At 53.0% G+C, this 24,622-nt stretch carries 22 protein-coding genes and 5 tRNA genes; 14 read left to right on the top strand and 13 right to left on the bottom strand.

Annotated features, from left to right (window positions below; translation table 11 throughout):
• Positions 1-124: 124 nt before the first annotated feature.
• The 3 genes from NUX24_RS07070 to NUX24_RS07080 form a co-directional block, all read right to left on the bottom strand.
• Positions 125-200, bottom strand: a tRNA-Lys gene (locus NUX24_RS07070).
• 4 nt (positions 201-204) lie between these two features.
• Positions 205-280: transfer RNA gene (locus tag NUX24_RS07075), tRNA-Val, on the bottom strand.
• 41 nt (positions 281-321) lie between these two features.
• A tRNA-Val gene (locus tag NUX24_RS07080) sits at positions 322-397 on the bottom strand.
• A gap of 258 nt (positions 398-655) precedes the next feature.
• Here NUX24_RS07080 and gltX point away from each other — a divergent pair.
• Positions 656-2,071: a glutamate--tRNA ligase gene (gene gltX / locus NUX24_RS07085; protein ID WP_126329894.1), complete on the top strand. Its 1,416-nt coding sequence runs from the start codon at positions 656-658 to the stop codon at positions 2,069-2,071.
• A gap of 41 nt (positions 2,072-2,112) precedes the next feature.
• On the opposite strand, the gene NUX24_RS07090 is transcribed toward gltX, so the two are convergent.
• Together NUX24_RS07090 and NUX24_RS07095 are read right to left on the bottom strand one after the other, a co-directional pair.
• Complete coding sequence (locus tag NUX24_RS07090) at positions 2,113-2,505, bottom strand: YfeC-like transcriptional regulator (protein ID WP_257830547.1); 393 nt, start codon at positions 2,503-2,505, stop codon at positions 2,113-2,115.
• 1 nt (position 2,506) lies between these two features.
• On the bottom strand, positions 2,507-2,869 hold the full coding sequence (locus NUX24_RS07095) for a YfeC-like transcriptional regulator (protein ID WP_257830549.1): 363 nt from the start codon (positions 2,867-2,869) through the stop codon (positions 2,507-2,509).
• Between the two features lie 217 nt (positions 2,870-3,086).
• Here NUX24_RS07095 and NUX24_RS07100 point away from each other — a divergent pair.
• The 3 genes from NUX24_RS07100 to NUX24_RS07110 all read left to right on the top strand — a co-directional run bounded on the left by NUX24_RS07100 (position 3,087) and on the right by NUX24_RS07110 (position 5,685).
• A tRNA-Ala gene (locus NUX24_RS07100) sits at positions 3,087-3,162 on the top strand.
• 41 nt (positions 3,163-3,203) lie between these two features.
• Positions 3,204-3,279 (top strand) — tRNA-Ala (locus NUX24_RS07105).
• A gap of 213 nt (positions 3,280-3,492) precedes the next feature.
• Positions 3,493-5,685 carry a sensor domain-containing phosphodiesterase gene (locus NUX24_RS07110; protein WP_257830551.1) on the top strand — a complete coding sequence of 731 codons (2,193 nt, stop codon included), beginning with the start codon at positions 3,493-3,495 and terminating at the stop codon, positions 5,683-5,685.
• A gap of 45 nt (positions 5,686-5,730) precedes the next feature.
• On the opposite strand, the gene NUX24_RS07115 is transcribed toward NUX24_RS07110, so the two are convergent.
• Entirely contained in the window at positions 5,731-6,918 is a 1,188-nt protein-coding gene (locus NUX24_RS07115) for a NupC/NupG family nucleoside CNT transporter (protein WP_008501591.1), read from the bottom strand.
• 346 nt (positions 6,919-7,264) lie between these two features.
• On the opposite strand from NUX24_RS07115, the gene NUX24_RS07120 reads away from it, so the two are divergent.
• A complete protein-coding gene (locus NUX24_RS07120; protein ID WP_047652621.1) occupies positions 7,265-8,503 on the top strand; it encodes an Nramp family divalent metal transporter in 1,239 nt (412 codons plus the stop codon).
• 31 nt (positions 8,504-8,534) lie between these two features.
• Here the strand turns inward: NUX24_RS07120 and NUX24_RS07125 are convergent, their stop codons facing one another.
• The gene (locus NUX24_RS07125; protein WP_047652620.1) at positions 8,535-8,876 is read right to left on the bottom strand and encodes a DUF2502 domain-containing protein; all 342 of its coding nucleotides are present in this window, start codon (positions 8,874-8,876) and stop codon (positions 8,535-8,537) included.
• A gap of 127 nt (positions 8,877-9,003) precedes the next feature.
• A complete protein-coding gene (gene mgrA / locus NUX24_RS07130) occupies positions 9,004-10,002 on the bottom strand; it encodes an L-glyceraldehyde 3-phosphate reductase (RefSeq protein WP_257830555.1) in 999 nt (332 codons plus the stop codon).
• A gap of 185 nt (positions 10,003-10,187) precedes the next feature.
• Between mgrA and ipdC the strand changes: the two genes are divergently transcribed.
• Complete coding sequence (gene ipdC / locus NUX24_RS07135) at positions 10,188-11,846, top strand: indolepyruvate decarboxylase (protein WP_257830558.1); 1,659 nt, start codon at positions 10,188-10,190, stop codon at positions 11,844-11,846.
• Here ipdC and NUX24_RS07140 read toward each other — a convergent pair whose 3' ends face one another.
• The gene (locus NUX24_RS07140; RefSeq protein WP_126329884.1) at positions 11,847-13,082 is read right to left on the bottom strand and encodes an ion channel protein; all 1,236 of its coding nucleotides are present in this window, start codon (positions 13,080-13,082) and stop codon (positions 11,847-11,849) included.
• Between the two features lie 205 nt (positions 13,083-13,287).
• Between NUX24_RS07140 and glk the strand changes: the two genes are divergently transcribed.
• The gene (glk, locus tag NUX24_RS07145; protein ID WP_045285807.1) at positions 13,288-14,253 is read left to right on the top strand and encodes a glucokinase; all 966 of its coding nucleotides are present in this window, start codon (positions 13,288-13,290) and stop codon (positions 14,251-14,253) included.
• A 35-nt stretch (positions 14,254-14,288) separates the two neighbouring features.
• On the opposite strand, the gene NUX24_RS07150 is transcribed toward glk, so the two are convergent.
• Together NUX24_RS07150 and NUX24_RS07155 are read right to left on the bottom strand one after the other, a co-directional pair.
• A complete protein-coding gene (locus NUX24_RS07150; RefSeq protein WP_257830561.1) occupies positions 14,289-15,014 on the bottom strand; it encodes a LytTR family DNA-binding domain-containing protein in 726 nt (241 codons plus the stop codon).
• A gap of 3 nt (positions 15,015-15,017) precedes the next feature.
• Positions 15,018-16,724, bottom strand: a complete 1,707-nt coding sequence (locus NUX24_RS07155; protein WP_257830563.1) for a sensor histidine kinase — start codon at positions 16,722-16,724, stop codon at positions 15,018-15,020.
• Between the two features lie 119 nt (positions 16,725-16,843).
• Here NUX24_RS07155 and NUX24_RS07160 point away from each other — a divergent pair, with 119 nt between their 5' ends.
• On the top strand, positions 16,844-17,092 hold the full coding sequence (locus tag NUX24_RS07160) for a hypothetical protein (protein ID WP_126329878.1): 249 nt from the start codon (positions 16,844-16,846) through the stop codon (positions 17,090-17,092).
• A gap of 18 nt (positions 17,093-17,110) precedes the next feature.
• A complete protein-coding gene (alaC, locus tag NUX24_RS07165) occupies positions 17,111-18,349 on the top strand; it encodes an alanine transaminase (RefSeq protein WP_090420042.1) in 1,239 nt (412 codons plus the stop codon).
• 53 nt (positions 18,350-18,402) lie between these two features.
• On the opposite strand, the gene ypdK is transcribed toward alaC, so the two are convergent.
• Complete coding sequence (gene ypdK / locus NUX24_RS21900) at positions 18,403-18,474, bottom strand: membrane protein YpdK (protein ID WP_126330041.1); 72 nt, start codon at positions 18,472-18,474, stop codon at positions 18,403-18,405.
• A 358-nt stretch (positions 18,475-18,832) separates the two neighbouring features.
• Complete coding sequence (lpxP, locus tag NUX24_RS07170; RefSeq protein WP_024907634.1) at positions 18,833-19,753, bottom strand: kdo(2)-lipid IV(A) palmitoleoyltransferase; 921 nt, start codon at positions 19,751-19,753, stop codon at positions 18,833-18,835.
• A gap of 12 nt (positions 19,754-19,765) precedes the next feature.
• On the opposite strand from lpxP, the gene NUX24_RS07175 reads away from it, so the two are divergent.
• The 5 genes from NUX24_RS07175 (at position 19,766) to tssL (ending at position 24,619) form a co-directional block, all read left to right on the top strand.
• Complete coding sequence (locus NUX24_RS07175) at positions 19,766-19,906, top strand: hypothetical protein (RefSeq protein ID WP_162531704.1); 141 nt, start codon at positions 19,766-19,768, stop codon at positions 19,904-19,906.
• 632 nt (positions 19,907-20,538) lie between these two features.
• Positions 20,539-21,033: a type VI secretion system contractile sheath small subunit gene (tssB, locus tag NUX24_RS07180; protein ID WP_126329876.1), complete on the top strand. Its 495-nt coding sequence runs from the start codon at positions 20,539-20,541 to the stop codon at positions 21,031-21,033.
• Positions 21,034-21,068: 35 nt separating this feature from the next.
• Positions 21,069-22,613: a type VI secretion system contractile sheath large subunit gene (tssC, locus tag NUX24_RS07185; protein ID WP_193805996.1), complete on the top strand. Its 1,545-nt coding sequence runs from the start codon at positions 21,069-21,071 to the stop codon at positions 22,611-22,613.
• An 18-nt stretch (positions 22,614-22,631) separates the two neighbouring features.
• Positions 22,632-23,969: a type VI secretion system baseplate subunit TssK gene (tssK, locus tag NUX24_RS07190; RefSeq protein WP_257830570.1), complete on the top strand. Its 1,338-nt coding sequence runs from the start codon at positions 22,632-22,634 to the stop codon at positions 23,967-23,969.
• Complete coding sequence (tssL, locus tag NUX24_RS07195) at positions 23,966-24,619, top strand: type VI secretion system protein TssL, short form (RefSeq protein ID WP_257830572.1); 654 nt, start codon at positions 23,966-23,968, stop codon at positions 24,617-24,619. Before tssK ends, tssL begins: the two co-directional genes overlap by 4 nt.
• The last annotated feature ends 3 nt before the right edge of the window (positions 24,620-24,622 follow it).

The following is a 24,622-nucleotide window of genomic DNA, read 5'->3' on the forward strand; positions in this document are numbered from 1 at the left end:
CATATCTGGCAGGGAGTTACATCTATACATAATCAGTATTATTGATGCGGTAAAAGTGTACTGGAAGGCGAAAGTAGACAAACTGCAGATAGCAAAAAAGCGCCTTTAGGGCGCTTTTTTACATTGGTGGGTCGTGCAGGATTCGAACCTGCGACCAATTGATTAAAAGTCAACTGCTCTACCAACTGAGCTAACGACCCGAAATGGTGGGCGATGACGGGCTCGAACCGCCGACCCCCTCCGTGTAAAGGAGATGCTCTACCAACTGAGCTAATCGCCCAATCTCAATTCTTATCTACACTGCGAGTCTACCGAAGTAGATGGTGGGTGATGACGGGCTCGAACCGCCGACCCCCTCCGTGTAAAGGAGATGCTCTACCAACTGAGCTAATCACCCCCGCTGTGTGGAGTCGCATTATAGGGAGAGTTGAAAATGAGTCAACGCATTTTCTAAAGTTTTTATTCGTTCGTCGTAAAATTAAACAAAACGATCGCGAAACGGGCAATGGCGCATGATTTCTAAACAAAAATCGCAAACTCGGTCACGATAAAGGGATCAACATTGAGGAATCCCCCCACAGTGATAGAATATTGCCCATCGTTTTTTCCCCAGGATTTGCCGATTACCGGCATCTTTATAACGTAAGGCCATTTCATGAAAATCAAAACTCGCTTCGCGCCGAGCCCGACAGGCTATCTGCACGTCGGTGGTGCACGTACCGCTCTCTATTCCTGGCTTTTCGCACGCCACAACAAAGGTGAGTTCGTGCTGCGTATTGAAGACACCGATCTTGAGCGCTCCACGCCAGAAGCAATTGAAGCCATTATGGATGGGATGAACTGGCTGAATCTGGAATGGGATGAAGGTCCTTATTTCCAGACCAAACGCTTTGACCGCTATAACGCTGTCATTGATGAGATGCTGGTCGCGGGCACGGCGTATAAATGCTACTGCTCTAAAGAGCGTCTGGATGAACTGCGTGAAGCGCAAATGGCTAACGGTGAAAAGCCGCGTTATGACGGCCGCTGCCGACACGACCATAGCGAGCATGCTGCAGATGAGCCTTGCGTGGTGCGTTTTGCTAACCCGCAAGAGGGATCGGTGATCTTTGACGACCAGATCCGTGGCCCAATTGAATTCAGCAACCAGGAGCTGGACGATCTGATCATCCGTCGTACCGACGGTTCCCCAACCTATAACTTCTGCGTTGTGGTTGACGACTGGGATATGGAAATTACCCACGTTGTCCGTGGTGAAGACCATATCAACAATACGCCGCGCCAGATCAACATCCTGAAGGCGCTGAACGCCCCTGTGCCAGTTTATGCGCACGTTTCCATGATCAACGGCGATGACGGGAAAAAACTGTCTAAACGTCACGGTGCGGTAAGCGTTATGCAGTATCGCGACGACGGGTACCTGCCGGAAGCGCTGCTGAACTATCTGGTGCGTCTGGGCTGGGCCCACGGTGACCAGGAGATCTTCAGTCGCGAAGAGATGATCGAACTGTTCTCTCTGAGCTCTGTTAGCAAATCAGCGAGCGCCTTTAATACCGATAAGCTCCTGTGGCTGAACCATCACTACATCAACACCATGCAGCCAGAATATGTGGCGACGTATCTGCAGTGGCATATTGAGCAGGCAAATATTGATACCCGCACTGGCCCTGAGCTGGCGGACCTGGTGAAACTCCTCGGCGAGCGCTGCAAAACGCTGAAAGAGATTGCCGAAAGCTGCCGCTACTTCTATGAAGAGTTTGAAGAGTTCGACGCGGACGCCGCGAAGAAACACCTCCGTCCGGTTGCCCGTCAGCCGCTGGAAGTGGTGCGCGACAAGCTGGCGGCCCTTACCGAGTGGACCGCTGAGAATGTGCATCAAGCGATTCAGGCGACGGCAGACGAGCTGGAAGTCGGTATGGGTAAAGTCGGCATGCCACTGCGCGTTGCGGTGACCGGGGCGGGGCAGTCTCCGGCGCTGGATGTGACGGTTCACGCGATCGGCAAGTCACGCAGCGTGGCGCGCATTAACAAGGCGCTGGACTTTATCGCTGAACGTGAAAATCAGCAGTAATTAGGCCCCAGATAAAAAACGGCAGGTTACCCTGCCGTTTTTTATGCCTCTTTTTCCGCGATACCGAGCCGCGTAAGAAAACCGTGAATGCCTTCTCGTTTCAATAACGCGTCCAGACGCTTCTGCTCTGACGCAGTCATACTCTCCAGCGTCTCAATAATGCCCGGAGACAGGTTTGAAGAGGGTTCACTGTATGACGCGGTGACCTCAGCGAGATGGTAAACCGCCTGATGGTTACGGATCGCCGGGAGGCTCATAATATGTTCCTTCACGCGCGCATCGACATGAATGAGCCGCGCGCGACCGCCTTTCACGCCGTTGAGCCCTTCAGTTTTCCACCCCTGCTGGCGTATCCAGCGATTAACCGTTTGTCTGGCAACGCCCAAACTCTCCGCCAGCTCTTCCGTGGTCATTTTGCTGCGTAATCTTTTCATATCAGTCCCGATCGCGTATCCCTAAACGTTGCAACAAGCCGGTAATCCCTTCCCGTAATAACAGTGATGTCATCTGCTTCTGCTCTTCCGGCGTCATTTCATTGGCCAACGTCAGGAGCAGCGTGTGAAGCGAACTGTCATGACTGACGCCTTCAGGCAGTTCGGACGTTTCACTTGCCCGACGTGCGCTGCGGATAAAGTCACGGACTTTTTCGTTCACATGTACCAGGCGAGCTTTCCCGCCCTGGACGCCTGGTTTTGGTGATGTAATCCAACCCTCTTTGCGTACCCATTTATTGATGGTCTGGCGGCTATAGCCAGTGAGGAGGGCTAACTCTTCTGGCGTCATTCGTTCCTTGATCATGCAATTTCCTGAATATCAGTGGGGTTAATTAACGGCTCATTTTATAGCACCGTTTTACGTGAAAACGTGACAGGCTTAACTCCTGACTGCGAGCAGGCTCGCAAAGTGATTCATTTGCATGAATTTTCGGCGATTGAATGGCTGGGATTGATTTTGCCGTTGACACTCCGCGGCGGAATTCATATTATGCCGCCCGTCAACATGACAGCTTTACGATGGGGCTATAGCTCAGCTGGGAGAGCGCTTGCATGGCATGCAAGAGGTCAGCGGTTCGATCCCGCTTAGCTCCACCAAACTCTGAACCCAACAGAGTGCGGTCAGTAAAGTCACATGTGGGGCTATAGCTCAGCTGGGAGAGCGCTTGCATGGCATGCAAGAGGTCAGCGGTTCGATCCCGCTTAGCTCCACCAAAATTGTAAACCCTCGTCAAAAGACGAGGGTTTTTTTTATGTGTTTGTAACACACTCTCCCGCATTTTGTTATCAAAAAGAAGGTATTCCCGTACCTCACCTCAATCGGCATCAATTAACCAGTCTAAAAATAGACTTGAACTTGATTCGCGCAATTAATAAACCTATTATCCATCCGGTCAATAATTCTCTCGGAAAATAACGCCCAGGTTAATGAATAGAAAAGCTTACAATAATGTAAAGATATTTATGATTGCTCTGGCTTTATGCCTGATTGCGGTACCTGTCTCCCGTTATCTCTCTCCCCGCGCAATTGTTAATGGTCACGACGTTTATTTAGCATGGTTACCTTTAAGCGTGATGCTGGCGGTAATCCTGCTATTTGGACGCAGGGCTATTCTTCCCATTTTGTTAGGTTTTACTGTCACTAATTTATTCTATGTAAATTTAGCACCGCTACAATATTTAGTATTACTGTTCTGTCAGACCTTTGCGTTGTTCGCGGCGTGCGGCCTTCTGCGTATCATGCTGGGTAAGCGTTGGCGTTACTGCATCCCTAACAAGCACATCGGATTACGGATATTCTGGCTCGGTTTTATGGTGCCAATAGGGATTAAGCTGTCAATGTATTTGGCAGGCTATTTGTTTGATTTTCCGGTGACAATTTCGACATTTTTCGGCGAAGGAACGGTAATTTATAACGTTGTGGATATACAAAGCCTGATATGTGCGGCATTGATTTTTACCATGATGTTCTATTACCCGTTAAGAATGATAATTAATCCTCGTTATGCAATGAGTTTCTGGCAACGAAGCGTGAAGCCCGTGTTTTTTCACAAGAATTCATTATATATTTTTGCCTGGCTGGTGCTTTTAAGTTTCATTCTCATCATTTTATGTGGTCCTTTTGAATCTCCCGTCATTGCGGGCTATTTGATGCCGCTGATTTTTATTCTTTTTACCTTAGCGATAAGCCGACTGACCTATGCGTTGATTTCTCTGCTCTGGGCTGTATCTGCGCTCCTGCTATTGACCTACAACTACAACTTCCTTAACGGGGTGGAATCGGGCCATTCGCTCTCTTTTATTCTGTCCGTGCTTATCTCGTTCGCGATCTGCCTGCTTTACATGTCGCGTATTTACCAGCGCAGCGAGTGGCTTAAGCGGGGCTGGCAGGGGAGGGCGCTCACCGATCCGCTGACCGGATTGCCCAATATTCGTGCGCTTGAAGATTATCTGGAGATTCACCCGGATGCAAAAGTGAGCATTCTGCGTATGGATAACCTGGAATTTTTGAGTCGCCACTATGGGATCCTGATGCGGGTACACTGCAAACGCACGATCGCCACGTCGCTGCAGCCTCTCCTGCAAAAAGATGAGACGCTCTTCCAGCTCCCTGGAAGCGAGCTTGTGCTGGTATTACTGGGCCCGGGAACCGCTGAGCGCCTTCAGCATATGGTTGATCGGCTGAACAGCCGTAAGATTTTCTGGAACAACACCGGGCTGGATATTGAATTTGGCGCGTCCTGGGGAATGGTGGAAAACGGCGAAAAGTTGCACCACACGCTGGGGCAACTGAGCTGGCTGGCCGAGCAATCCTGCGGAACAACAAACAACGTGCTTGCGCTCACGAATAGCCTCGAGGCGGCATCAGGGCAAACGACAGAGCGAGTCCTGATGCTGGCGCGGATTAAGCATGCCCTGGAGGCGGGCCAGTTCCATTTGTACGCGCAACCGATCCAGAAGGCGGACGGGAGCGGCTACTACGAAATTCTGGCGCGTATGGAGAGCGAGGGAGAGATCTTCACTCCTGACCGCTTTATTCCGTTGATTGCCCAGTTCAACCTCAGCCACCGGTTTGATATGTGCGTCATGGAGAAATTACTGCTGTGGCTGCGCGATCACCCTTCAACGCAGGCTGGCGCCCGTTTCTCCGTTAATCTGATGCCGCTCACGCTGATGCAAAAAGAGGTGGCGACCGAAATTTGCTCGCTTTTTGAACGCTACGGCGTTGCGCCTCAGTCTGTCGTGATTGAGATTACCGAAGAGCAGGCCTTCTCAAATTCAGGCTGCAGCATCCACAATATTCAGCAGCTGCGGGATTACGGTTTCCGGATTGCCATTGATGATTTTGGTACCGGCTACGCCAACTACGAGCGCCTCAGACGTCTGCAGGCGGACATCATTAAAATTGACGGCTGCTTTATTAAAGACATTTGTACTGATGATATGGATGCGATGATCGTGCAGTCGATGTGTAATCTGGCGAAGACGAAATCGCTGTGCGTCGTAGCGGAATACGTCGAAACACCGGCGCAGCGGGAGATGCTGCTTCGTTTCGGCGTGGATTATCTGCAGGGCTACCTGATAGGCAAACCCAAGCCGCTGGAAGAATTGCGGGCATAAAAAAACCGGGAGCCAGGCTCCCGGTTTTTTGTTTAACGCTAAAGGTTAGAGCACCAGTGCCGCGATAGAAGCAGACAGGACGCTCACCAGCGTAGAGCCGTAAACCAGCTTCAGGCCAAAGCGGGAAACCACGTTGCCCTGTTCTTCGTTCAGACCTTTAATCGCGCCCGCGATAATCCCGATGGACGAGAAGTTCGCGAAGGAGACCAGGAACACGGACAGAATGCCTTCCGCGCGCGGAGAAAGCGTGCTGGCAATTTTCTGCAGATCCATCATCGCAACGAATTCGTTAGAAACCAGTTTGGTTGCCATGATACTGCCCACCTGCAGCGCTTCGTGAGCTGGCACACCCATCACCCATGCAACCGGGTAGAAAATGTAGCCCAGAATACCCTGGAAGGAGATACCCAGCACCGCTGCGAACAGGGCGTTCAGCGCAGAAATCAGCGCAATAAAGCCGATCAGCATGGCGGCAACGATAATCGCCACTTTGAAACCGGCCAGAATGTACTCACCCAGCATTTCGAAGAAGCTCTGGCCTTCGTGCAGGTTAGACATCTGGATGTTCTCTTCGCTGGCATCAACGCGGTACGGGTTGATCAGCGACAGAACGATAAAGGTGCTGAACATGTTCAGAACCAGCGCCGCAACAACATACTTTGGCTCCAGCATGGTCATATACGCGCCCACGATAGACATGGAAACGGTAGACATTGCGGTTGCCGCCATGGTGTACATGCGGTTGCGGGACATTTTGCCGAGAATATCTTTATACGCGATGAAGTTCTCAGACTGACCGAGGATCAGGGAACTGACGGCGTTGAAGGATTCCAGCTTGCCCATGCCGTTCACTTTGGACAACAGGAAACCAATTCCACGAATAACGAACGGCAGAACGCGGATGTGCTGCAGAATACCGATCAGCGCGGAGATGAAGACGATAGGGCAGAGAACCTTCAGGAAGAAGAACGCCAGGCCTTCGTCGTTCATTTTACCGAAGACAAAGTTGGTCCCTTCATTGGCGAATCCGAGCAGTTTTTCAAACATTTCGGAGAAGCCTTTCACGAAGCCGAGGCCTACGTTGGAGTTCAGGAAGAACCACGCAAGTAAAACTTCAATGACCAGCAGCTGGACAACATAACGGATACGAATTTTTTTGCGGTCTGTGCTGACCAGCAATGCAAGTGCAGTAACGACAACAAGTGCCAGGACAAAATGAAGGACGCGGTCCATATTTGCTCCAAATATGAGGCAGGTTTAATTTTCGTGCACATTCTATGTAACAAGCGAAAAGAAAACGAGATCGAGGACACACTATAGTTACATCCTGTGACGAGTCTCAAAAATAGTGATCCACAATACATTTTTGTTATGTTAGGTAAATGAGTGAAAAGTTAAGTTTGTGTGCTAGTCTTCACAAAAGCGCGCGCAATTCAGTTTCTGTTTGAACGCCCACTTACCCGCCCGTCTATCGTTCAAAGCTATCAGAGAAATCACTGTAAACATCATAAATGATCTTGATAATCATTCTCATTTTGATAGCATTAAACATAGCAAAGGCTATATTTCAGAGGCAGAAATGACAAACAGTCGCGTAGAGGGTAGCAGTGGCAGAGCCGCGCGCAAGTTGCGGTTCGCATTAATGGGACCTGCGTTCATCGCTGCCATTGGCTATATCGATCCAGGTAACTTTGCGACCAATATTCAGGCCGGGGCCAGCTTCGGCTATAAGCTGCTGTGGGTGGTCGTCTGGGCTAACCTGATGGCGATGCTGATTCAGATGCTCTCTGCAAAGCTGGGGATTGCCACGGGTAAAAACCTGGCAGAGCAAATTCGCGACCATTACCCGCGTCCGGCCGTCTGGCTCTACTGGGTTCAGGCGGAAATCATTGCCATGGCCACAGACCTCGCTGAATTTATCGGCGCAGCGATCGGCTTTAAACTGATTCTGGGCGTGTCGCTGTTGCAGGGGGCTGTGCTGACCGGGATTGCTACTTTCCTGATCCTGATGCTGCAGCGTCGTGGTCAAAAACCGCTGGAGAAGGTCATCGGCGGTCTGCTGCTGTTTGTCGCGGCGGCCTATATTGTCGAGCTGATTTTCTCGCAGCCGAACCTGGCGCAGCTCGCTAAAGGAATGGCAATCCCAAGCCTGCCAACTTCGGAAGCAGTGTTCCTGGCCGCTGGGGTACTGGGGGCGACCATCATGCCGCATGTGATTTACCTTCACTCCTCGCTGACCCAGCATCTCCACGGTGGAACGCGCAAAGAGCGTTACTCCGCTACCAAATGGGACGTGGCGATTGCCATGACCATCGCGGGGTTTGTCAATCTGGCGATGATGGCTACCGCTGCCGCCGCTTTCCACTTTAACGGCCACACCGGTATTGCCGATCTCGACCAGGCCTATCTCACGCTTGAGCCCTTACTGAGCCATGCTGCCGCCACGATATTTGGTCTCAGCCTGGTGGCTGCCGGTCTTTCTTCTACGGTGGTGGGCACGCTGGCAGGACAGGTGGTGATGCAGGGCTTTGTCCGCTTCCATATTCCGCTGTGGGTTCGTCGCTCCGTTACCATGCTGCCGTCATTTATCGTGATTCTGATGGGGCTCGATCCTACGCGAATTCTGGTTATGAGCCAGGTGCTGCTGAGCTTTGGTATCGCGCTGGCGCTGGTGCCGCTGCTGATCTTTACCAGCAACAAAAACCTGATGGGCGAACTGGTTAACTCAACGCTGGTGAAACGGACCGGGTGGGCCATTGTGGTGGTGGTCGTTGCGCTGAACCTGTGGTTGTTGGTGGGAACCGCACTGGGTCTTTAACAAAAAAAGGAGCCTCGATGGCTCCTTTTTATTAGTGGTGATGGCCGTGACCATGACCTTTCCCGCGACCCCAGCCGCCGCGGCGGTCGTCACGGTCGTTCCAGCCTTCACGGTAACCGCGCTCGTATGCGTTGTCTTTATACCAGCCGCGGTGTCTGCCGTTATCATGTTTCCACCAGCGGTCTCCGCGCCACTCATAGTGACGGTTCCAGTAGTCACGGTCGCGCCAGTAGCCACCGTCCCAATATCTGCCGTAGTCGTCACGATCGCCAATTTGTAATTTTACTGATGGCAACAGGGTGATTTCGCCCGCATTGGCGACCAGCGGGGCTGAAGCCAGTAATACCGCTGCAAGAATCAGTGACCTGAACATACTCTTTCTCCTTCACGATCGGGGCCCTTGTGGGACCTGTTAACGCAATATTACGAGTTGGTAAAGCCTCGTTTCATCGCCTCAACTCCGAATTCCTGGGTGGGAGCACTTTTTGCTAAAAGTGATTCTATTTTGAGCTGGTCAGGATCATGTCAATACGGACAAGTTCTTCTGCAGAGAAAAGGCGGTTTTCCAGCATCCCCACGGCATCATCAATCTGCGCCGTTTTACTTGCTCCAATCAGCACTGACGTCACATTCTCATGGCGTAATACCCAGGCCAGCGCCATCTGGGACAGCTTCTGACCGCGCTCTTCCGCCATGGCATTCAGCTTTCTTACCTTCTCCAGCTTCTCTTCGGTGATCTGGTCAGGGTTCAGGAACTGACTGCCGCTTGCCGCGCGTGAGTCTGCCGGAATGCCGTTGAGATAGCGGTTGGTCAGTTGTCCACCAGCCAGCGGCGAGAAGGGAATGCAGCCGACCCCTTTTTCCTGCAGCACGTTCAGCAGCCCCTCTTCCGGCGCACGCTCAAACATAGAGTATTTCGGCTGGTGGATCAGGCAGGGGGTACCGAGATCGTCAAGGATATCAATCGCCTTGCGGGCCAGTTCTGCAGGGTAGTTGGATAACCCGACATACAGGGCTTTTCCCTGGCGCACCGCATGGTCAAGCGCTTTCATGGTTTCCAGCAGCGGCGTTTGTGGGTCAGGACGGTGATGATAGAAGATATCCACGTACTCCAGCCCCATGCGCTTCAGGCTTTGATCGAGGCTTGCCAGCAGATATTTACGTGACCCCCAGTCGCCGTAAGGGCCTTCCCACATGGTATAACCTGCTTTGGTAGAGACGATCAGCTCGTCGCGCCAGGGCAGGAAATCCTCCTGCAAAATACGGCCGAAATTACGTTCGGCCGATCCCGGCGGCGGGCCATAGTTGTTGGCAAGGTCGAAATGCGTAATGCCCAGATCGAACGCGCGCTGTAAAAGTTGACGGCTGTTTTCGATAAGCGTGGTGTCGCCAAAGTTATGCCACAGCCCAAGCGAGATGGCGGGCAACCTGAGTCCGCTTCGCCCACAGCGACGATACTCCATTGTCCGATAACGATTTTTGTCCGGCTGATACCCCATTCTCATGACCTCTGGCGCTGAAGAAAAAAATCAGTGTATGCGTTTACATTAACGTGAAAAAAAGCAGCATAGCGCAGCCTTTTTTGTAAAGCATTCTTTCCATGCTCTTCTTATCGCCAATTCTGGACAGTCATCACGCTTATTTAATACTCAAGGTGAGGTCAACATTAGAAGGATACCTGTTCATGCGTACCCCATACTGCGTCGCCGATTACCTGCTGGACCGTCTTACAGATTGTGGAGCCGATCATCTGTTTGGCGTGCCGGGCGACTATAACCTGCAGTTTCTCGACCATGTGATAGACAGCCCGGATATCTGTTGGGTGGGCTGTGCCAACGAGTTAAACGCCTCTTATGCCGCGGACGGATATGCCCGATGTAAGGGCTTTGCTGCGCTGCTGACGACATTTGGTGTAGGGGAGTTAAGCGCCATGAATGGCATTGCGGGCAGCTACGCTGAGCACGTTCCGGTACTGCATATTGTCGGCGCGCCGGGTACGGCGTCGCAGCAAAGAGGAGAGTTGCTGCACCATACGCTGGGCGACGGTGAGTTTCATCATTTTTATCATATGAGCGAGCCGATCACCGCAGCACAGGCGATTCTGACTGAACAAAACGCCTGTTACGAGATTGACCGGGTATTAACTACCATGCTCCGGGAGCGTCGCCCCGGCTATCTGATGCTGCCTGCCGATGTGGCAAAAAAAGCCGCCACGCCTCCTGTAAACGCTCTCACTCTCAAACACGCGCATGCCGATAGCGCCTGTCTGAAAGCGTTCCGGGATGCCGCTGAGAACAAGCTGACCATGAGCAAGCGTACTGCGCTCCTGGCCGATTTCCTGGTCCTGCGCCACGGCCTGAAGCATGCCCTACAGAAATGGGTCAAGGACGTGCCGATGGCGCACGCCACTATGCTGATGGGTAAAGGCATATTTGACGAGCGTCACGCCGGTTTTTACGGCACATACAGCGGTTCGGCGAGCGCCGGTGCGGTAAAAGAGGCGATTGAAGGGGCAGACACGGTGCTGTGCATCGGGACGCGATTTACCGATACCCTGACCGCCGGCTTCACGCATCAGCTAACCCCGTCACAAACAATTGAAGTTCAGCCTCATGCCTCACGCGTCGGTGACGTCTGGTTTACCGGCATCCCCATGCTTCAGGCAATCGAAACGCTGGTAGATCTCTGTAAACAGCACGTGCACGATATGCCGGTACCGTCGTCTCAAAGCGCGATGGAATATCCGCAGCCGGATGGCTCGCTGACGCAGGAGAATTTCTGGAAAACGTTGCAGACGTTTATCCGCCCGGGAGACATCATCCTTGCGGATCAAGGCACTTCGGCCTTCGGCGCGATCGACCTTCGTCTGCCGGCTGACGTGAATTTTATCGTCCAGCCCCTGTGGGGATCGATTGGCTATACGCTGGCGGCGGCGTTTGGCGCACAAACGGCCTGCCCGAACCGGCGCGTGATTGTCCTGACGGGAGATGGCGCGGCGCAGCTCACCATACAGGAGCTTGGCTCGATGCTGCGGGATAAACAACACCCGATCATTCTGGTCCTTAACAACGAAGGGTACACGGTGGAAAGAGCGATCCACGGGCCGGAACAGCGATATAACGACATTGCGCTATGGAACTGGACGCAAATCCCGCAGGCCCTGAGCCTTGATCCTCAGGCCCAGTGCTGGCGGGTCAGTGAAGCTGAGCAACTGGCGGATGTACTTGAGAAAGTGGCGCACCACGAGCGGCTCTCGCTGATTGAGGTGATGCTGCCGAAAGCCGATATCCCGCCGCTGCTGGGGGCGATTACTAAAGCGCTGGAAGCGCGCAATAGCGCCTGATTACTTGTCGTTTCGCCAGGCCATCATCATCGGTTTGCCCGCCAGCAGGAGCCAGGCGGGCAACATCACGATGCATAGCAGGGGGAAAAGCGTCGAATCGGGTACCACGACCGCCGCCATAAACAGGCTGAGCCAGGCGTCGCGCGTGACCACCAGAACCAGCCCCAGAATAGAGCAGGAGACGGTAATGGCCGCAGGCACCGCATCGACGTGTTCGTGCAGCATCAGCCCCAGCGCGACGCCGACAAAGACCGCCGGGAAGATGCGTCCACCGCGGAAACCGCAGGCGGCCGCCACCACCAGCGCGGCCAGCTTGATCGCGGCAAACAGCAGATAGTCGGACACGCTAAACACCTGGCTGAAGGCCAACTGCTGCATCTCGTCCAGACCTTTGAACAACGTCACCGTTCCGCCGATTGCCCCTAAGATACCGAGGATCAAACCACCAGCCCCCAGAACTAACACCGGGTGTTTGAGTTTATGCATCAGCCGGTGCAGGCGAGGAAGACACCATACCGCCACCATTCCCAGCGCGATGGCGATCGCGACGACGATGGCGCCGCTGAAAATATCGGCTATCTGCATTTGGCCGTAGTGGGGGAAGGAGAGTGAAAAATGGGGATGGAAAAACAGGCTGGTCGTCAACGCCCCGGCGGCTGCGGCCATCAGCGGGGCAAACAGCTTATCCCACAGCGGGACGTCGTTATTGCTGCTGAGCGTCTGAGAAAAGATCAGTGCGGCAGCGACGGGCGTGCCGAAAAGCGCACCGATGGTGCCTGCAGAGGCGAGGATGGTCCAGTCCAGCGCGCCGACGCGGGGCAAAATCCGTGAGCCGAGGAAAACCGCCAGGCCAATATTCACCGCCATAATCGGATGCTCCGGCCCCAGGCTGACGCCGCCGGCCAGACCGATAATCAACGCAATGAGCAGCCCGGGCAGTGCCGAAGGGGGAACAGGGGCGCCAATCAGCGGTTCCTGCGCCGGGTCTGGCCCTGCATGGCCGGGACTGAAACGGATCACCAGGCCTACCGCAATACCGGTCAACGTCAGCATCACAATGATCCAGGCAGGAGAATCAGTGCTGACGCCCAGTTTTGTCGGAAGCGCTGTCCATAACATGGCTTGCAGCACCGACGCGACTTTCATCACGACAATGAGCACCAGACTTGAGGCCACGCCAATAATTAGCGCCGGAATTGCCAGCAACAGCATGGTTCTGGCTCGCGGGTGGAGCATGATGATTTCCTTGTACAAAACGGTATTACGTTACTTTGCACATTAAGCTTTATGGCAATAGTGCAAAAGGTGCTGAAACGGTAAAGTTATTCTGTGACGAAGATCGATAATCCATGGGCATTCACCTTATGGCCGTTGTTGTTATCACGCCTTGAATTTACAGTGTCCCAAAGATTTATTCTGACTTTAGCGGAGCAGTAAAAGAATGACAAAGTATGCTTTGGTAGGTGATGTGGGCGGCACGAACGCGCGCCTCGCATTGTGCGATGTTAGTAGCGGTGAGATTTCTAGGGCGAAAACCTATTCCGGGCTGGATTATCCAAGCCTTGAGGCCGTTGTCCGCGTCTATCTGGAAGAGCATCAGGTGAGCGTTGAAGACGGCTGCATCGCGATAGCCTGCCCGATAACCGGCGACTGGGTCGCCATGACAAACCATACCTGGGCATTCTCTATCGCCGAGATGAAAAAAAACCTCGGCTTTGCGCATCTTGAAATCATCAATGACTTCACCGCGGTGTCCATGGCGATCCCGATGCTGAAGCCTGAGCATCTGATCCAGTTTGGCGGCGCTGAACCTGTCGAAGGCAAGCCGATTGCGGTCTACGGGGCCGGTACCGGTCTGGGCGTGTCGCATCTGGTGCACGTTGCTCAGCGCTGGGTGAGCCTGCCGGGTGAAGGCGGTCACGTAGATTTTGCGCCAAACAGCGAAGAAGAGGGCATTATCCTCGAAGAGTTACGCGCGGAGATCGGACACGTCTCCGCCGAGCGCGTCCTTTCAGGTCCGGGGCTGGTGAACCTGTATCGGGCGATTGTGAAGTCAGACGGTCGTCTGCCGGAAAACCTGCAGCCGAAAGACGTCACCGAACGCGCGCTGGCGGACAGCTGCATTGACTGCCGTCGTGCCCTGTCGCTGTTCTGCGTGATTATGGGACGCTTTGGCGGCAACCTGGCGCTGACGCTGGGCACCTTCGGGGGCGTTTATATCGCGGGCGGAATTGTGCCGCGCTTCCTGGAGTTCTTTAAAGCCTCCGGCTTCCGCGGCGGGTTTGAAGATAAAGGGCGTTTCAGAAGCTACGTGCAGGATATTCCGGTTTATCTGATCGTGCATGACAACCCTGGACTGCTGGGTTCCGGGGCCCATCTGCGTCAGGTTCTCGGTCAAATCCTGTGATGCAGAGCCCTCTCCCGCAGGAGAGGGCCTTTTCTTTACAGGTGCATCAGCTGACGAAACTCTTTCACCTTGCTGCGACTTACCGGCACCTGAAAATCCAGATCCTTCAGACGCAAAATATAGGTGTTGTTAAACCACGGTTCGATCTCGCGGATCTTGTTTAAATTGACGCAGAACGAGCGGTGGCAGCGGAAAAAGTGCGACGCAGGCAGCTTGCTGCAAAACTCGGTGATATTCATCGCCATCACGTAAGATTCCCGCCGCGTATAGACAAACGTCATCTTTTCGTGCGCTTCGGCGTAATAGATATCGTTGACCGGGGTCACGATGATGCGCTCGTCTTTAACCAGATTTATGGTGTCGTTTTCGCGTACCGTCGGGCTGGCGGGAGCGATTTGCTGCTGCCAGGCGGCCTCCAGCTTTTGCAGCATGCTGACAATCCGCGACTCCTGATAAGGCTTAAGAATATAGTCAAACGCCTCCAGCTCGAAGGCCTCTACGGCGTGCTCTTTCCAGGCGGTAACGAACACAATAAACGGCTTATGGGCAAACTGATTGATGTTTTGCGCCAGCAATACGCCATCCAGCGACGGGATATTGATATCCAGGAAAATGGCGTCGATCCGGTTATGCTGCAAAAATTTCAGCACGTCCAGACCATCATCAAACGTGCCCACAATCTCCATCTGGCTGTGGGTTTTGATAAGCCAGGTGAGCTCCTGCTGAGCCAGGAATTCATCTTCTACGATGATAACTTTCATGGGTCACTCCACCTGGGGCAATAGTGATGTCGTTGTATGCGCGAGAGAGCGCTCATTCGGGACGTAAAAAGCAATTTCTGTGCCCGGCTCAAGACGTTGAATATGCAGCCCGTCGCCATAAAGCAGCTTGACCCGATGGTGCACGTTTAGCAGGCCGATTTTATTCCCCGGCATCTCGTTAGACTCCACGCGCTCAATGACTTTAGGATCAATTCCGTGGCCGGTATCGCGCACGGCAATCCGCACCCGGTTGCCGCTTTCGGTGACGCTGATGGTGACGACGCCTTTGCCTTTACAGGGCTGAATACCGTGAACAATTGCGTTTTCGACCAGCGGCTGAATAAGCAGGCTCGGGATCACGCAGTTGACCTCTTCATCAATATCGTAAATGACCGTGAGCTTGTCGCCAAAGCGGGCCTGCTCAATCGCGATGTAGTCCTTGATCTGATAAAGCTCTTTTTTGATGTCGATCTGCTCGTCATCTTTCAGCTCGATGTTGTAGCGCAGATAGCGCGACAGGTTAAAAATCAGCTGGCGCGCGGTGTCCGGATTAAGGCGAATGGACGAGGAGATAGCGTTCAGCGCGTTAAACAGGAAATGGGGATTGATTTTACTCTGCAGCGCGCGCAGTTCTGCCTTATTTGCCATCTCGCGCAGCTGTTCCGCCCGCGAAACCTCAAGCTGGGTGGAGATAATCTGCGACAGGCCGATGGCCATCTCCTGCAGCGTTGAGGTGATCTGATGCGCGTGGCAATAATAAATTTTCAGCGTGCCCGTCACGACGCCTTTCTCCCACAGCGGGATGACCAGCATGGAGTGGATTTCCGGCGTTCGGTGGGCTTCATCATTGTTTTTAATAATGATTTTACCGTAGTTAATCGCCTGTCTGGTGGTCGGGCTTATGGTGTCATCATTGTCGCGATAGTTGTGCTCCCCGACCCCAACGTAGGCCAGCACGTGATCAATATTGGTGATGGCGACGGCGTCAGCGTGGATGTCGTGGCGAATGATCTCGCAGACCTGACGCAACGATTCCGCGTTAACGTGGCGGAAGAGCGGCAGCGTTTTGTTGGCGATATCCAGCGCCAGCTTGGCCTGACGGGCGGCACTGGCCTCTTTTTCCCCTTCAACGCTTTGCACCAGCAGCACGATAAAACCGATGCACACGCTGCCCAGGATCATCGGAATACCGATTTTCGAGACGATATCCAGCCCCAGCGCGGTGGTGGGGGCCCAGACGACGACCAGGATCATGGCCAGCGTTTCGCACACCATGCCTGCGACGATCCCGGCGCGCCAGCGCTGTTTTTTCGGGATTTTGCGGCTGATCCAGCCGGAAAGCACTCCGGCGATAATGCTGGTGATAAAGCACGGCACCGCCGTTACGCCACCGATATCAATCAGGTAGCGGTGCGTCCCGGCAATCAGGCCGGTGATAACGCCGACCCAAGGACCAAACAAAATGCCGCCGGACATGACGGCGATAATGCGCACGTTTACCAGCGAACCCTCTACCGGCACGCCGGACCAGGTGCTGAACAGGGCGAACAGCGAAAAGATGGCGGTAACGGCCAGCAGCTCTTTTGGCGAGTGGGCTGATTTGTGCAACAGCTCGCGAAACAGGCGAATGCGAATGAGGAAGAACAGGCAAATCAGCATTAATGCCGCACGGTCAAAAACCGCCAGCAGCATATTGAATATTTCGTGCACGAGTAGACCTGGGAAAACGGGAAAGAACCATGATAAAAAACCTGACGCGTATTGACCAGCTATCCGTCAGGTTTATCAAATGAGGAAAAACCATAATTTTCAAAGGGGATTATCTGGACATGACCGATGCGTCCTGTTTTGTTCTTAACGGCGTATCCTCAGGTAACTGGTTTGATATCGTCCTGTTAAATAACAGCTACCAGAAAGCCGATCCCGAAACAAAGGCTTCCGCTTTTAGGCTCAGCCGGGTTCCTGTTTTCAGACGATCGCTTTTTTTTCATTTCCCTCTCGACAGCATGATTTTTTTCAGGTTATTTTCTAAGCATGCCACATCGGTGGCAGCGTCGCTCGGACGGTCCGGGCGCTAACGTTAATCTGAGGAATCTATGGCTGAATTCAGTCCTGAACGCCGTTTTACGCGTATCGATCGTCTCCCCCCTTATGTTTTCAATATCACTGCTGAACTGAAAATGGCTGCGCGTCGGCGCGGCGAAGATATTATCGATTTCAGCATGGGTAACCCTGACGGCCCAACGCCACCGCATATCGTTGAGAAGCTCTGCACGGTTGCCCAGCGCCCGGATACGCACGGCTACTCAACCTCTCGCGGTATTCCCAGGTTACGTCGCGCGATCTCGCGCTGGTATCAGGATCGCTATCAGGTTGATATCGATCCGGAAAGTGAAGCGATTGTCACCATCGGCTCGAAAGAGGGGCTGGCACACCTGATGCTGGCCACGCTGGATCATGGCGACACGGTGCTGGTGCCTAATCCAAGCTACCCGATCCACATCTACGGCGCGGTGATTGCCGGGGCGCAGGTCCGTTCTGTGCCGCTGGTGGAAGGTGTCGATTTCTTTAACGAACTGGAACGTGCGATTCGCGAAAGCTATCCGAAACCTAAGATGATGATCCTCGGTTTCCCGTCGAACCCAACGGCGCAGTGCGTGGAACTCGATTTCTTCGAAAAAGTGGTAGCCCTGGCCAAGCGTTATGACGTGCTGGTGGTTCACGATTTAGCCTATGCTGATATCGTCTATGACGGCTGGAAAGCCCCGTCGATCATGCAGGTCCCGGGCGCGCGTGATGTGGCGGTAGAGTTCTTCACCCTTTCGAAAAGCTACAACATGGCGGGCTGGCGAATTGGCTTTATGGTGGGTAACAAAACGCTGGTGAGTGCCCTGGCGCGCATTAAGAGTTATCACGACTACGGTACCTTCACGCCGCTGCAGGTCGCGGCTATCGCTGCCCTGGAAGGCGATCAGCAATGCGTTCACGAGATTGCCGCCCAGTATAAGCGCCGCCGCGACGTACTGGTAAAGGGGTTGCATGAAGCGGGCTGGATGGTGGAAATGCCGAAAGCGTCCATGTACGTCTGGGCGAAGATTCCGGAGCCCTATGCGGCGATGGGATCGCTGGAGTTTGCCAAAAAGCTGCTGCAGGATGCGAAGGTGTGCGTATCACCGGGCATTGGCTTTGGTGATTATGGCGATACCCATGTGCGTTTTGCCCTGATTGAAAACAGCGATCGTATTCGTCAGGCGGTGAGGGGCATCAAGAGTATGTTCCGGGCCGACGGTCTTCTGACCTCAAAGAGCGCCGCTGAACATCCCGCATCGTCATGACATAAAAAAAACAGGAGCCGATGGCTCCTGTTTTTTTGACTGCATGTTCTTCACTAGATCATCAGGGCAAAGGTTCCGGCCCAGACTAAAACAATCACCGACATGCCCATAAAGAAATATTTCACGTTTCATCGCTCCGCGTATCTTGTGGTACGCATTTAAAAACAGAGTCCACCTGATTATAGAGAACTGAAATCCGGTCAAAACGGAAATGAGAATTTTCCCGTTACGCCGCTCACTCCAGCTCAGAATTCTGTGCTTTCCTGTTGCCAGACGGCGCTAATGTACGCTTAAAAATGAGGGGTGACAAGAGGGATTTTTTTAAATAATTTCCGTCACTTACGAGTGTCGTGGAACGGCGACAGTTTGATTTCACTTCGCAATAAATTCACTTTGGGCGACGCAATGAAAGACGATTTCTTAACGGGATGACAGGTGATTGAAAAGGTTAGTTTCTTAGCGAAACTAACCTTAATGAAAGGCTTAAATATAGAGCGAGGCTTCGCCAAGCGGGCGGGTTTTAAAACGACGATGCATCCACAGATACTGCTCCGGCGCACGCATGATTTCAGTTTCGATGACTTTATTAATAAACGCCGCGGCTTCGCACTCGTTTTCCGGATAGTTAGCCATTTCAGGAGAGATGTGCAGACGATAGCCTGATTTATCTGCTTTTCTCACCATCGTTACGGTCAGCATGGAGGCACCTGACAAACGAGAAATGACAAAGGTGCCGTTAGTCGTCGCAACATCTTTAACCGCAAAGAAAGGCGCAAAGCTGCTGCCTTTACGTCCATAATCCTGATCGGGTGCAAACCAGACAGCCTCTCCTTTCTTGAGAGCTCCGACCATACCGCGCAGGTTATTACGGCTGATCATCGCCTTATTGGAACGCATGCGGCCTCGCGTCTGCACCCACTCCATCAGAGCACTGTTGTGCGGTCTATAAGTTGCCATCATTGGCTGACAAAGCCCCATCACGCGGCCGCCCAGCTCCAGCGACATAAAGTGAACACCGACGACCATCACGCCGCGTTTTTGCATCTGCGCGCGTTTCAGATTATCCAGTCCTTCCACGTCAAACCACTTGCGGACACGCTCATCAGGCCAGAACCAGGCCATGCCGGTTTCAAGTAGCGCCATGCCGATAGACTTGAAGTTTTCAGCGATGAGTTTTTCGCGTTCTTCGGCATTGTACTGCGGAAAACAAAGCTCAATATTTTTACGCGCGATGGATTCGCGACGTTTCAGGAAAACGCGGGAAGCGCTGCCCAGTTTCGACCCCAGCAAGCGCAGGACAGGGTACGGAAGTTGAACCAGCAGCCAGAGTACGCCAAGGCCAAACCATGTAAACCAGTAACGCGGGTGTAAAAACGCGCGTTGAAATTTGGATTGAGACAAAATAGTAGAACCTATGTGAAGCCTGTAAAGGTAGCGCAGAGTTTGCGATACGACGTGCCGATAAGACCGTTCTTCAAGGTGATGGTTGCAGGCTTTACCGAACTTTACGGCGGCGTTGCCTGGCCACTGCTGATTTGGGCGGGCGGCGTAATGTAGCACCGTTATACGATATGTGCTATTACTCGTTTTTGATTAAAAAAGCGGCGATCCGGGAGGTGTTTGATTTTACACTGTATAAACTCCAGAAAGGAGAGCAGCTTTCATGCCTGAGAGGAGAACTGAAGTCTTTGCGCAAGGAGGAGTGGGCCGACAAAAGAGCAGCAGTGTTTATTTTCGGACCCGCATCGACATTTTATTTTCCTTCGAATAATAAATAAGAATTTTCTTTGTGAAAATTCTTATTTATTATTCATGTCATCAATCAATTCGTCACTCTTCTTAATTGATTAGCCTCTTTACTTTATCTGCTTACAATAACCTGTTTACGTTCCTTCATCTTTTTTTAATATCATGTTGTGATGCAAGTCAAAATAAGATGGTTTTATTAGCATCTCTCAGGTTACGATCCTTCTTACGGTACAAATATTCACTTTGCGTGAAAAAAGCAGTGTCTTTCCCTGAGGTGAGTGGATAATCCGCAATAATATATTGGTGGAAAATTCTTAAGAAATTTCTCATTGCGGATAAAAGATCTGTGTATTTGATTTTGTGTCGATCATTATTCTAATATTGCGCATCAAGAACGATACCGTGAATTTGGCGTAGCAAAAACAAAGAGGGATGATGAGATGGCTGACAGTTTTCAGAATGAGGTGCCTAAGGCACGTATTAACCTGAAGCTTGATCTGCATACAGGCGGGGCAAGCAAGAAAATGGAATTACCGCTGAAATTACTGGTTGCGGGTGATTTCAGCAATGGGCAAGAGTCTGCTCAAATATCTGAGCGTGAGAAAGTTAACATCACGAAAAATAATTTCGACAGTGTTCTTTCTGAATACTCCCCAAAACTTAATCTAACCGTTAAAAATACGCTCTCTGATGATGGTGGTGAGGAAAATGTTCAGCTGACTTTCCAGAGTATGAAAGATTTTACGCCAGAGCAGGTGGCTGCTCAGATACCGCAGCTGAAGGCTATGCTGGCGATGCGCAATTTGCTCCGCGATCTGAAGGCCAATTTGCTGGATAACCAGACTTTCCGAAAAGAGCTGGAAAAAATCCTTCTGGACCAGTCCCTTAGTGCTGAACTGCGAAATGAACTATCCGCACTTGCATCAAGAAAATAGTAACCATCACGCTGTTTTAACGGATTAATCAAGGAATGCTCATGTCTGTACAAAATAATATTGCCGGTACTGAAAGCGTGGTGCTGGAACGTCCTGCTGCCGGTGGGGTTTACGCCTCCCTGTTTGAGAAAATCAATCTGAACCCTGTTTCTGAGCTGAGCGCGCTGGATATCTGGCAGGATGCGCAGGCGATGTCGGATGCGACCGCTGACGAGCGTCTGACCGCAGGTATGCAGGTCTTTCTGGAATGCCTGACCAAGGCAGGCGCGAAGGTCGAAAAACTGGATAAGAGCTTGATCGATCACCATATCGCTGAGCTCGACTACCAGATAAGCCGTCAGTTGGACGCGGTTATGCATCATGACGAGTTTCAGGCGGTTGAGAGCCTGTGGCGCGGAGTGAAGTCGCTGATTGATAAAACAGATTTTCGCCAGAACGTGAAAATTGAGCTTCTGAGTATGTCCAAAGAAGACCTGCGGCAGGACTTTGAAGATACCCCGGAAGTCATCCAGAGTGGTCTGTATAAACACACCTACATTGATGAATATGATACCCCTGGCGGCGAGCCGATTGCGGCGCTGATTTCCGCTTATGAGTTCGATGCTTCAGCGCAGGATGTCGCTCTGCTGCGCAACATCTCAAAAGTATCTGCGGCTGCACATATGCCATTTATCGGTTCAGCAGGCCCGAAATTCTTCCTCAAGGAGTCAATGGAAGACGTTGCTGCGATTAAAGATATTGGTAACTATTTTGACCGCGCAGAGTACATCAAGTGGAAATCGTTCCGCGATACGGACGACGCCCGCTACATCGGCCTGGTCATGCCGCGCGTACTGGGACGTTTACCGTATGGCCCGGACACCGTTCCGGTTCGCAGCTTCAACTATGTCGAAGAAGTCAAAGGTCCGGATCATGACAAATACCTGTGGACCAATGCATCGTTTGCCTTTGCGTCCAACATGGTGCGCAGCTTTATCAATAATGGCTGGTGCGTACAAATCCGTGGCCCGCAGGCTGGCGGTGCGGTTCAGGACCTGCCTATCCATCTGTACGATCTCGGTACCGGCAATCAGGTAAAAATCCCGAGCGAAGTGATGATCCCTGAAACCCGCGAATTCGAATTCGCGAATCTGGGCTTCATTCCTTTGTCATACTACAAAAACCGCGACTACGCGTGCTTCTTCTCAGCCAACTCCACTCAGAAACCGGCGCTGTATGACACCGCTGATGCGACGGCGAACAGCCGCATCAACGCCCGTCTTCCGTACATCTTCCTGCTGTCGCGTATCGCCCACTACCTGAAGCTGATTCAGCGCGAAAACATTGGTACCACTAAGGATCGCCGACTGCTGGAACTGGAGCTGAATACGTGGGTCCGCAGTCTGGTGACCGAAATGACCGATCCGGGCGACGAGTTGCAGGCTTCTCACCCGCTGCGCGACGCGAAGGTGGTAGTGGAAGACATCGAAGACAATCCGGGCTTCTTCCGCGTGAAATTGTATGCGATTCCGCACTTCCAGGTGGAAGGCATGGACGTCAACCTGTCGCTGGTTTCCCAGATGCCGAAAGCCAAATCGTAAGGCGAGAGGAAATCAGGGATGAAAATTTACCGCCCGCTTTGGGAGGATGGGGCCGCTCTGGCCCCGCAACAGTTCCAGCAGCAGGTTCGCTGGAATGAGCACGTTGCCGACATGGTCGCCCGGATGGGTATTTCACATCCCTGGGGCGTGGTTGTGGCAGAATTTGATGACGCTGCGCTGGCGCTCTCTCGCCTGAATGCCACCCGTCTGGTGGTACGTTTTCAGGATGGTACTCTTGTGGATACCGACCTGGCAGATACGCTTCCTCCGGTCTGTGACTTGTCTGTTGCAGCCGGCAGTGAATCTGTTGATGTGGTTGTCGCACTACCGCTGCTGAGTGCCAGTGGTGGCAACCTCGATAACGGCCAGGACAGTGAGCGTCCGCGTCGCTGGAAAGCGGAGCGTGTGGTAGTGCAGGAACTGGCCGGGTATGAAAGCGGAGAGTTGGCCATTCTGCGTCATGCGTTGACCCTGCGTTTGTCCAGCCAGGAAAATACGGCATACCTGACCTGTCCAGTGGCCCGTCTGGTGCGTAATGCTCAGGGGCAATGGAGCCGGGACCCTGCATTCATTCCGACGATGCTTTCCCTTTCTGCAAGCCCGCTTCTGACCACCGAACTGGGTGACCTGCTGATCCGTTTACAGGCCCGCCGCCGTCGCCTGATGGCCATGCGCCGTGAAAGCAATGAGAGGATGGCCGACTTTGCAGTCGCGGATGTCTCCCTGTTCTGGTTACTCAATGCTCTGAACAGCGCCGAGCCGGTGCTGACGGAACTGCTGCAGACACCGGATCGGCACCCGGAGTTGCTGTACCGCGAACTGACACGTCTGGCTGGCAGCCTGTTGACCTTCTCGCTTGAGCACGATGCCGGGGACATTCCTGCTTATCAGCATGATGCACCGGAGCGGGTATTTCCACCGCTGCTGACACTGCTCGATAAACTGCTGGAAGCGAGTCTGCCGTCGAGGGTGGTGAGTATCCACCTGGAGCATCAGGACCAGATCTGGAGAGGTGCCCTGCACGATGCGCGTCTGCGCGAAGGTGCTGACTTCTACCTTTCAGTACGTGCCTCCATGCCGAACCATGAGCTTCAGACGAAATTCCCGCAGTTGTGTAAGGCGGGCAGCTTTGATGATGTTTCGGATGTGGTGAATGTGGCTCTCAGCGGGATGGTTATCAAACCTCTGACCCATGTTCCGGCGGCTATCCCGTTACGCCTTGAGAACCAGTACTTCTCTCTGGATCTGAGTACCGATGCGGCCCGGGCGATGCTGGAAGCGGGAAGCTGCACCTTCTACACCCCGCGCTCACTGGGGGATGTGAAACTTGAACTCTTTGCGGTGCTGCGCACATGAATAAATCCGATCTCACCCAGTTAGAACGTATCTTCTACCCGGGCTGGCTGATGGTCAGTCAGCTGCGGGGCGGTCAGGAAGTTCGTGATGGTGAAGGGCTCTATCGCCGTGCCTGCCGTCTGGTGCAGGACGCGAAAGCGGCGCTCACGGAAGTCGGCTACAGCGACATCCGCCGTGATCATATGGTGTATGCCCTATGTGCGCTGCTTGATGAGAGCGTGATGAACCGGGGAACCACAGATGATGGTTATCTGACCTGGCGGCGTGACCCGCTGCAGGCACACTTCTTTGGCACTCTCAATGCTGGTGAGGAGTTGTGGGAAAGAATCCGAGACCTGCTGAAAGAAACTGCCCCTGACGCCGCCGTCCTGACCTGTATGTACCGGACCTTGCAACTGGGATTCGTGGGTCAGTATCGCGCCCAGGATGACGAGCGTCGGGAAGACATTATTCGCGCTCTCGCAGAACGGGTGCCCGCTTTTTCGCTGGCCCAGGATGCCCCCATTGTTGCCCGAGTATCACGTCTGCGCAGCGGTTGTCGCTGGTACTGGCTGACCTGGGCTGTGGCTGTTGTCGCCCTGGCAGCGGTCTGGTTCTTCCTTTCGTCTTCGCTTACCGAACTGGTAAGCCAGACCGTCAGGCCGGGGTAAGAG

This window comes from Enterobacter sp. HG048 (assembly GCF_024702055.1).
Classification (GTDB): Bacteria; Pseudomonadota; Gammaproteobacteria; order Enterobacterales; family Enterobacteriaceae; genus Enterobacter; species Enterobacter dykesii.

Excerpts from the sequence above, each read along its gene's own strand:
- gltX (WP_126329894.1), top strand. The coding sequence starts at position 656 with ATGAAAATCAAAACTCGCTTCGCGCCGAGCCCGACAGGCTATCTGCAC.
- NUX24_RS07090 (WP_257830547.1), bottom strand. The coding sequence starts at position 2,505 with ATGAAAAGATTACGCAGCAAAATGACCACGGAAGAGCTGGCGGAGAGT.
- NUX24_RS07095 (WP_257830549.1), bottom strand. The coding sequence starts at position 2,869 with ATGATCAAGGAACGAATGACGCCAGAAGAGTTAGCCCTCCTCACTGGC.
- NUX24_RS07110 (WP_257830551.1), top strand. The coding sequence starts at position 3,493 with ATGAATAGAAAAGCTTACAATAATGTAAAGATATTTATGATTGCTCTG.
- NUX24_RS07115 (WP_008501591.1), bottom strand. The coding sequence starts at position 6,918 with ATGGACCGCGTCCTTCATTTTGTCCTGGCACTTGTTGTCGTTACTGCA.
- NUX24_RS07120 (WP_047652621.1), top strand. The coding sequence starts at position 7,265 with ATGACAAACAGTCGCGTAGAGGGTAGCAGTGGCAGAGCCGCGCGCAAG.
- NUX24_RS07125 (WP_047652620.1), bottom strand. The coding sequence starts at position 8,876 with ATGTTCAGGTCACTGATTCTTGCAGCGGTATTACTGGCTTCAGCCCCG.
- mgrA (WP_257830555.1), bottom strand. The coding sequence starts at position 10,002 with ATGGGGTATCAGCCGGACAAAAATCGTTATCGGACAATGGAGTATCGT.
- ipdC (WP_257830558.1), top strand. The coding sequence starts at position 10,188 with ATGCGTACCCCATACTGCGTCGCCGATTACCTGCTGGACCGTCTTACA.
- NUX24_RS07140 (WP_126329884.1), bottom strand. The coding sequence starts at position 13,082 with ATGCTCCACCCGCGAGCCAGAACCATGCTGTTGCTGGCAATTCCGGCG.
- glk (WP_045285807.1), top strand. The coding sequence starts at position 13,288 with ATGACAAAGTATGCTTTGGTAGGTGATGTGGGCGGCACGAACGCGCGC.
- NUX24_RS07150 (WP_257830561.1), bottom strand. The coding sequence starts at position 15,014 with ATGAAAGTTATCATCGTAGAAGATGAATTCCTGGCTCAGCAGGAGCTC.
- NUX24_RS07160 (WP_126329878.1), top strand. The coding sequence starts at position 16,844 with ATGACCGATGCGTCCTGTTTTGTTCTTAACGGCGTATCCTCAGGTAAC.
- alaC (WP_090420042.1), top strand. The coding sequence starts at position 17,111 with ATGGCTGAATTCAGTCCTGAACGCCGTTTTACGCGTATCGATCGTCTC.
- tssB (WP_126329876.1), top strand. The coding sequence starts at position 20,539 with ATGGCTGACAGTTTTCAGAATGAGGTGCCTAAGGCACGTATTAACCTG.
- tssC (WP_193805996.1), top strand. The coding sequence starts at position 21,069 with ATGCTCATGTCTGTACAAAATAATATTGCCGGTACTGAAAGCGTGGTG.
- tssK (WP_257830570.1), top strand. The coding sequence starts at position 22,632 with ATGAAAATTTACCGCCCGCTTTGGGAGGATGGGGCCGCTCTGGCCCCG.
- tssL (WP_257830572.1), top strand. The coding sequence starts at position 23,966 with ATGAATAAATCCGATCTCACCCAGTTAGAACGTATCTTCTACCCGGGC.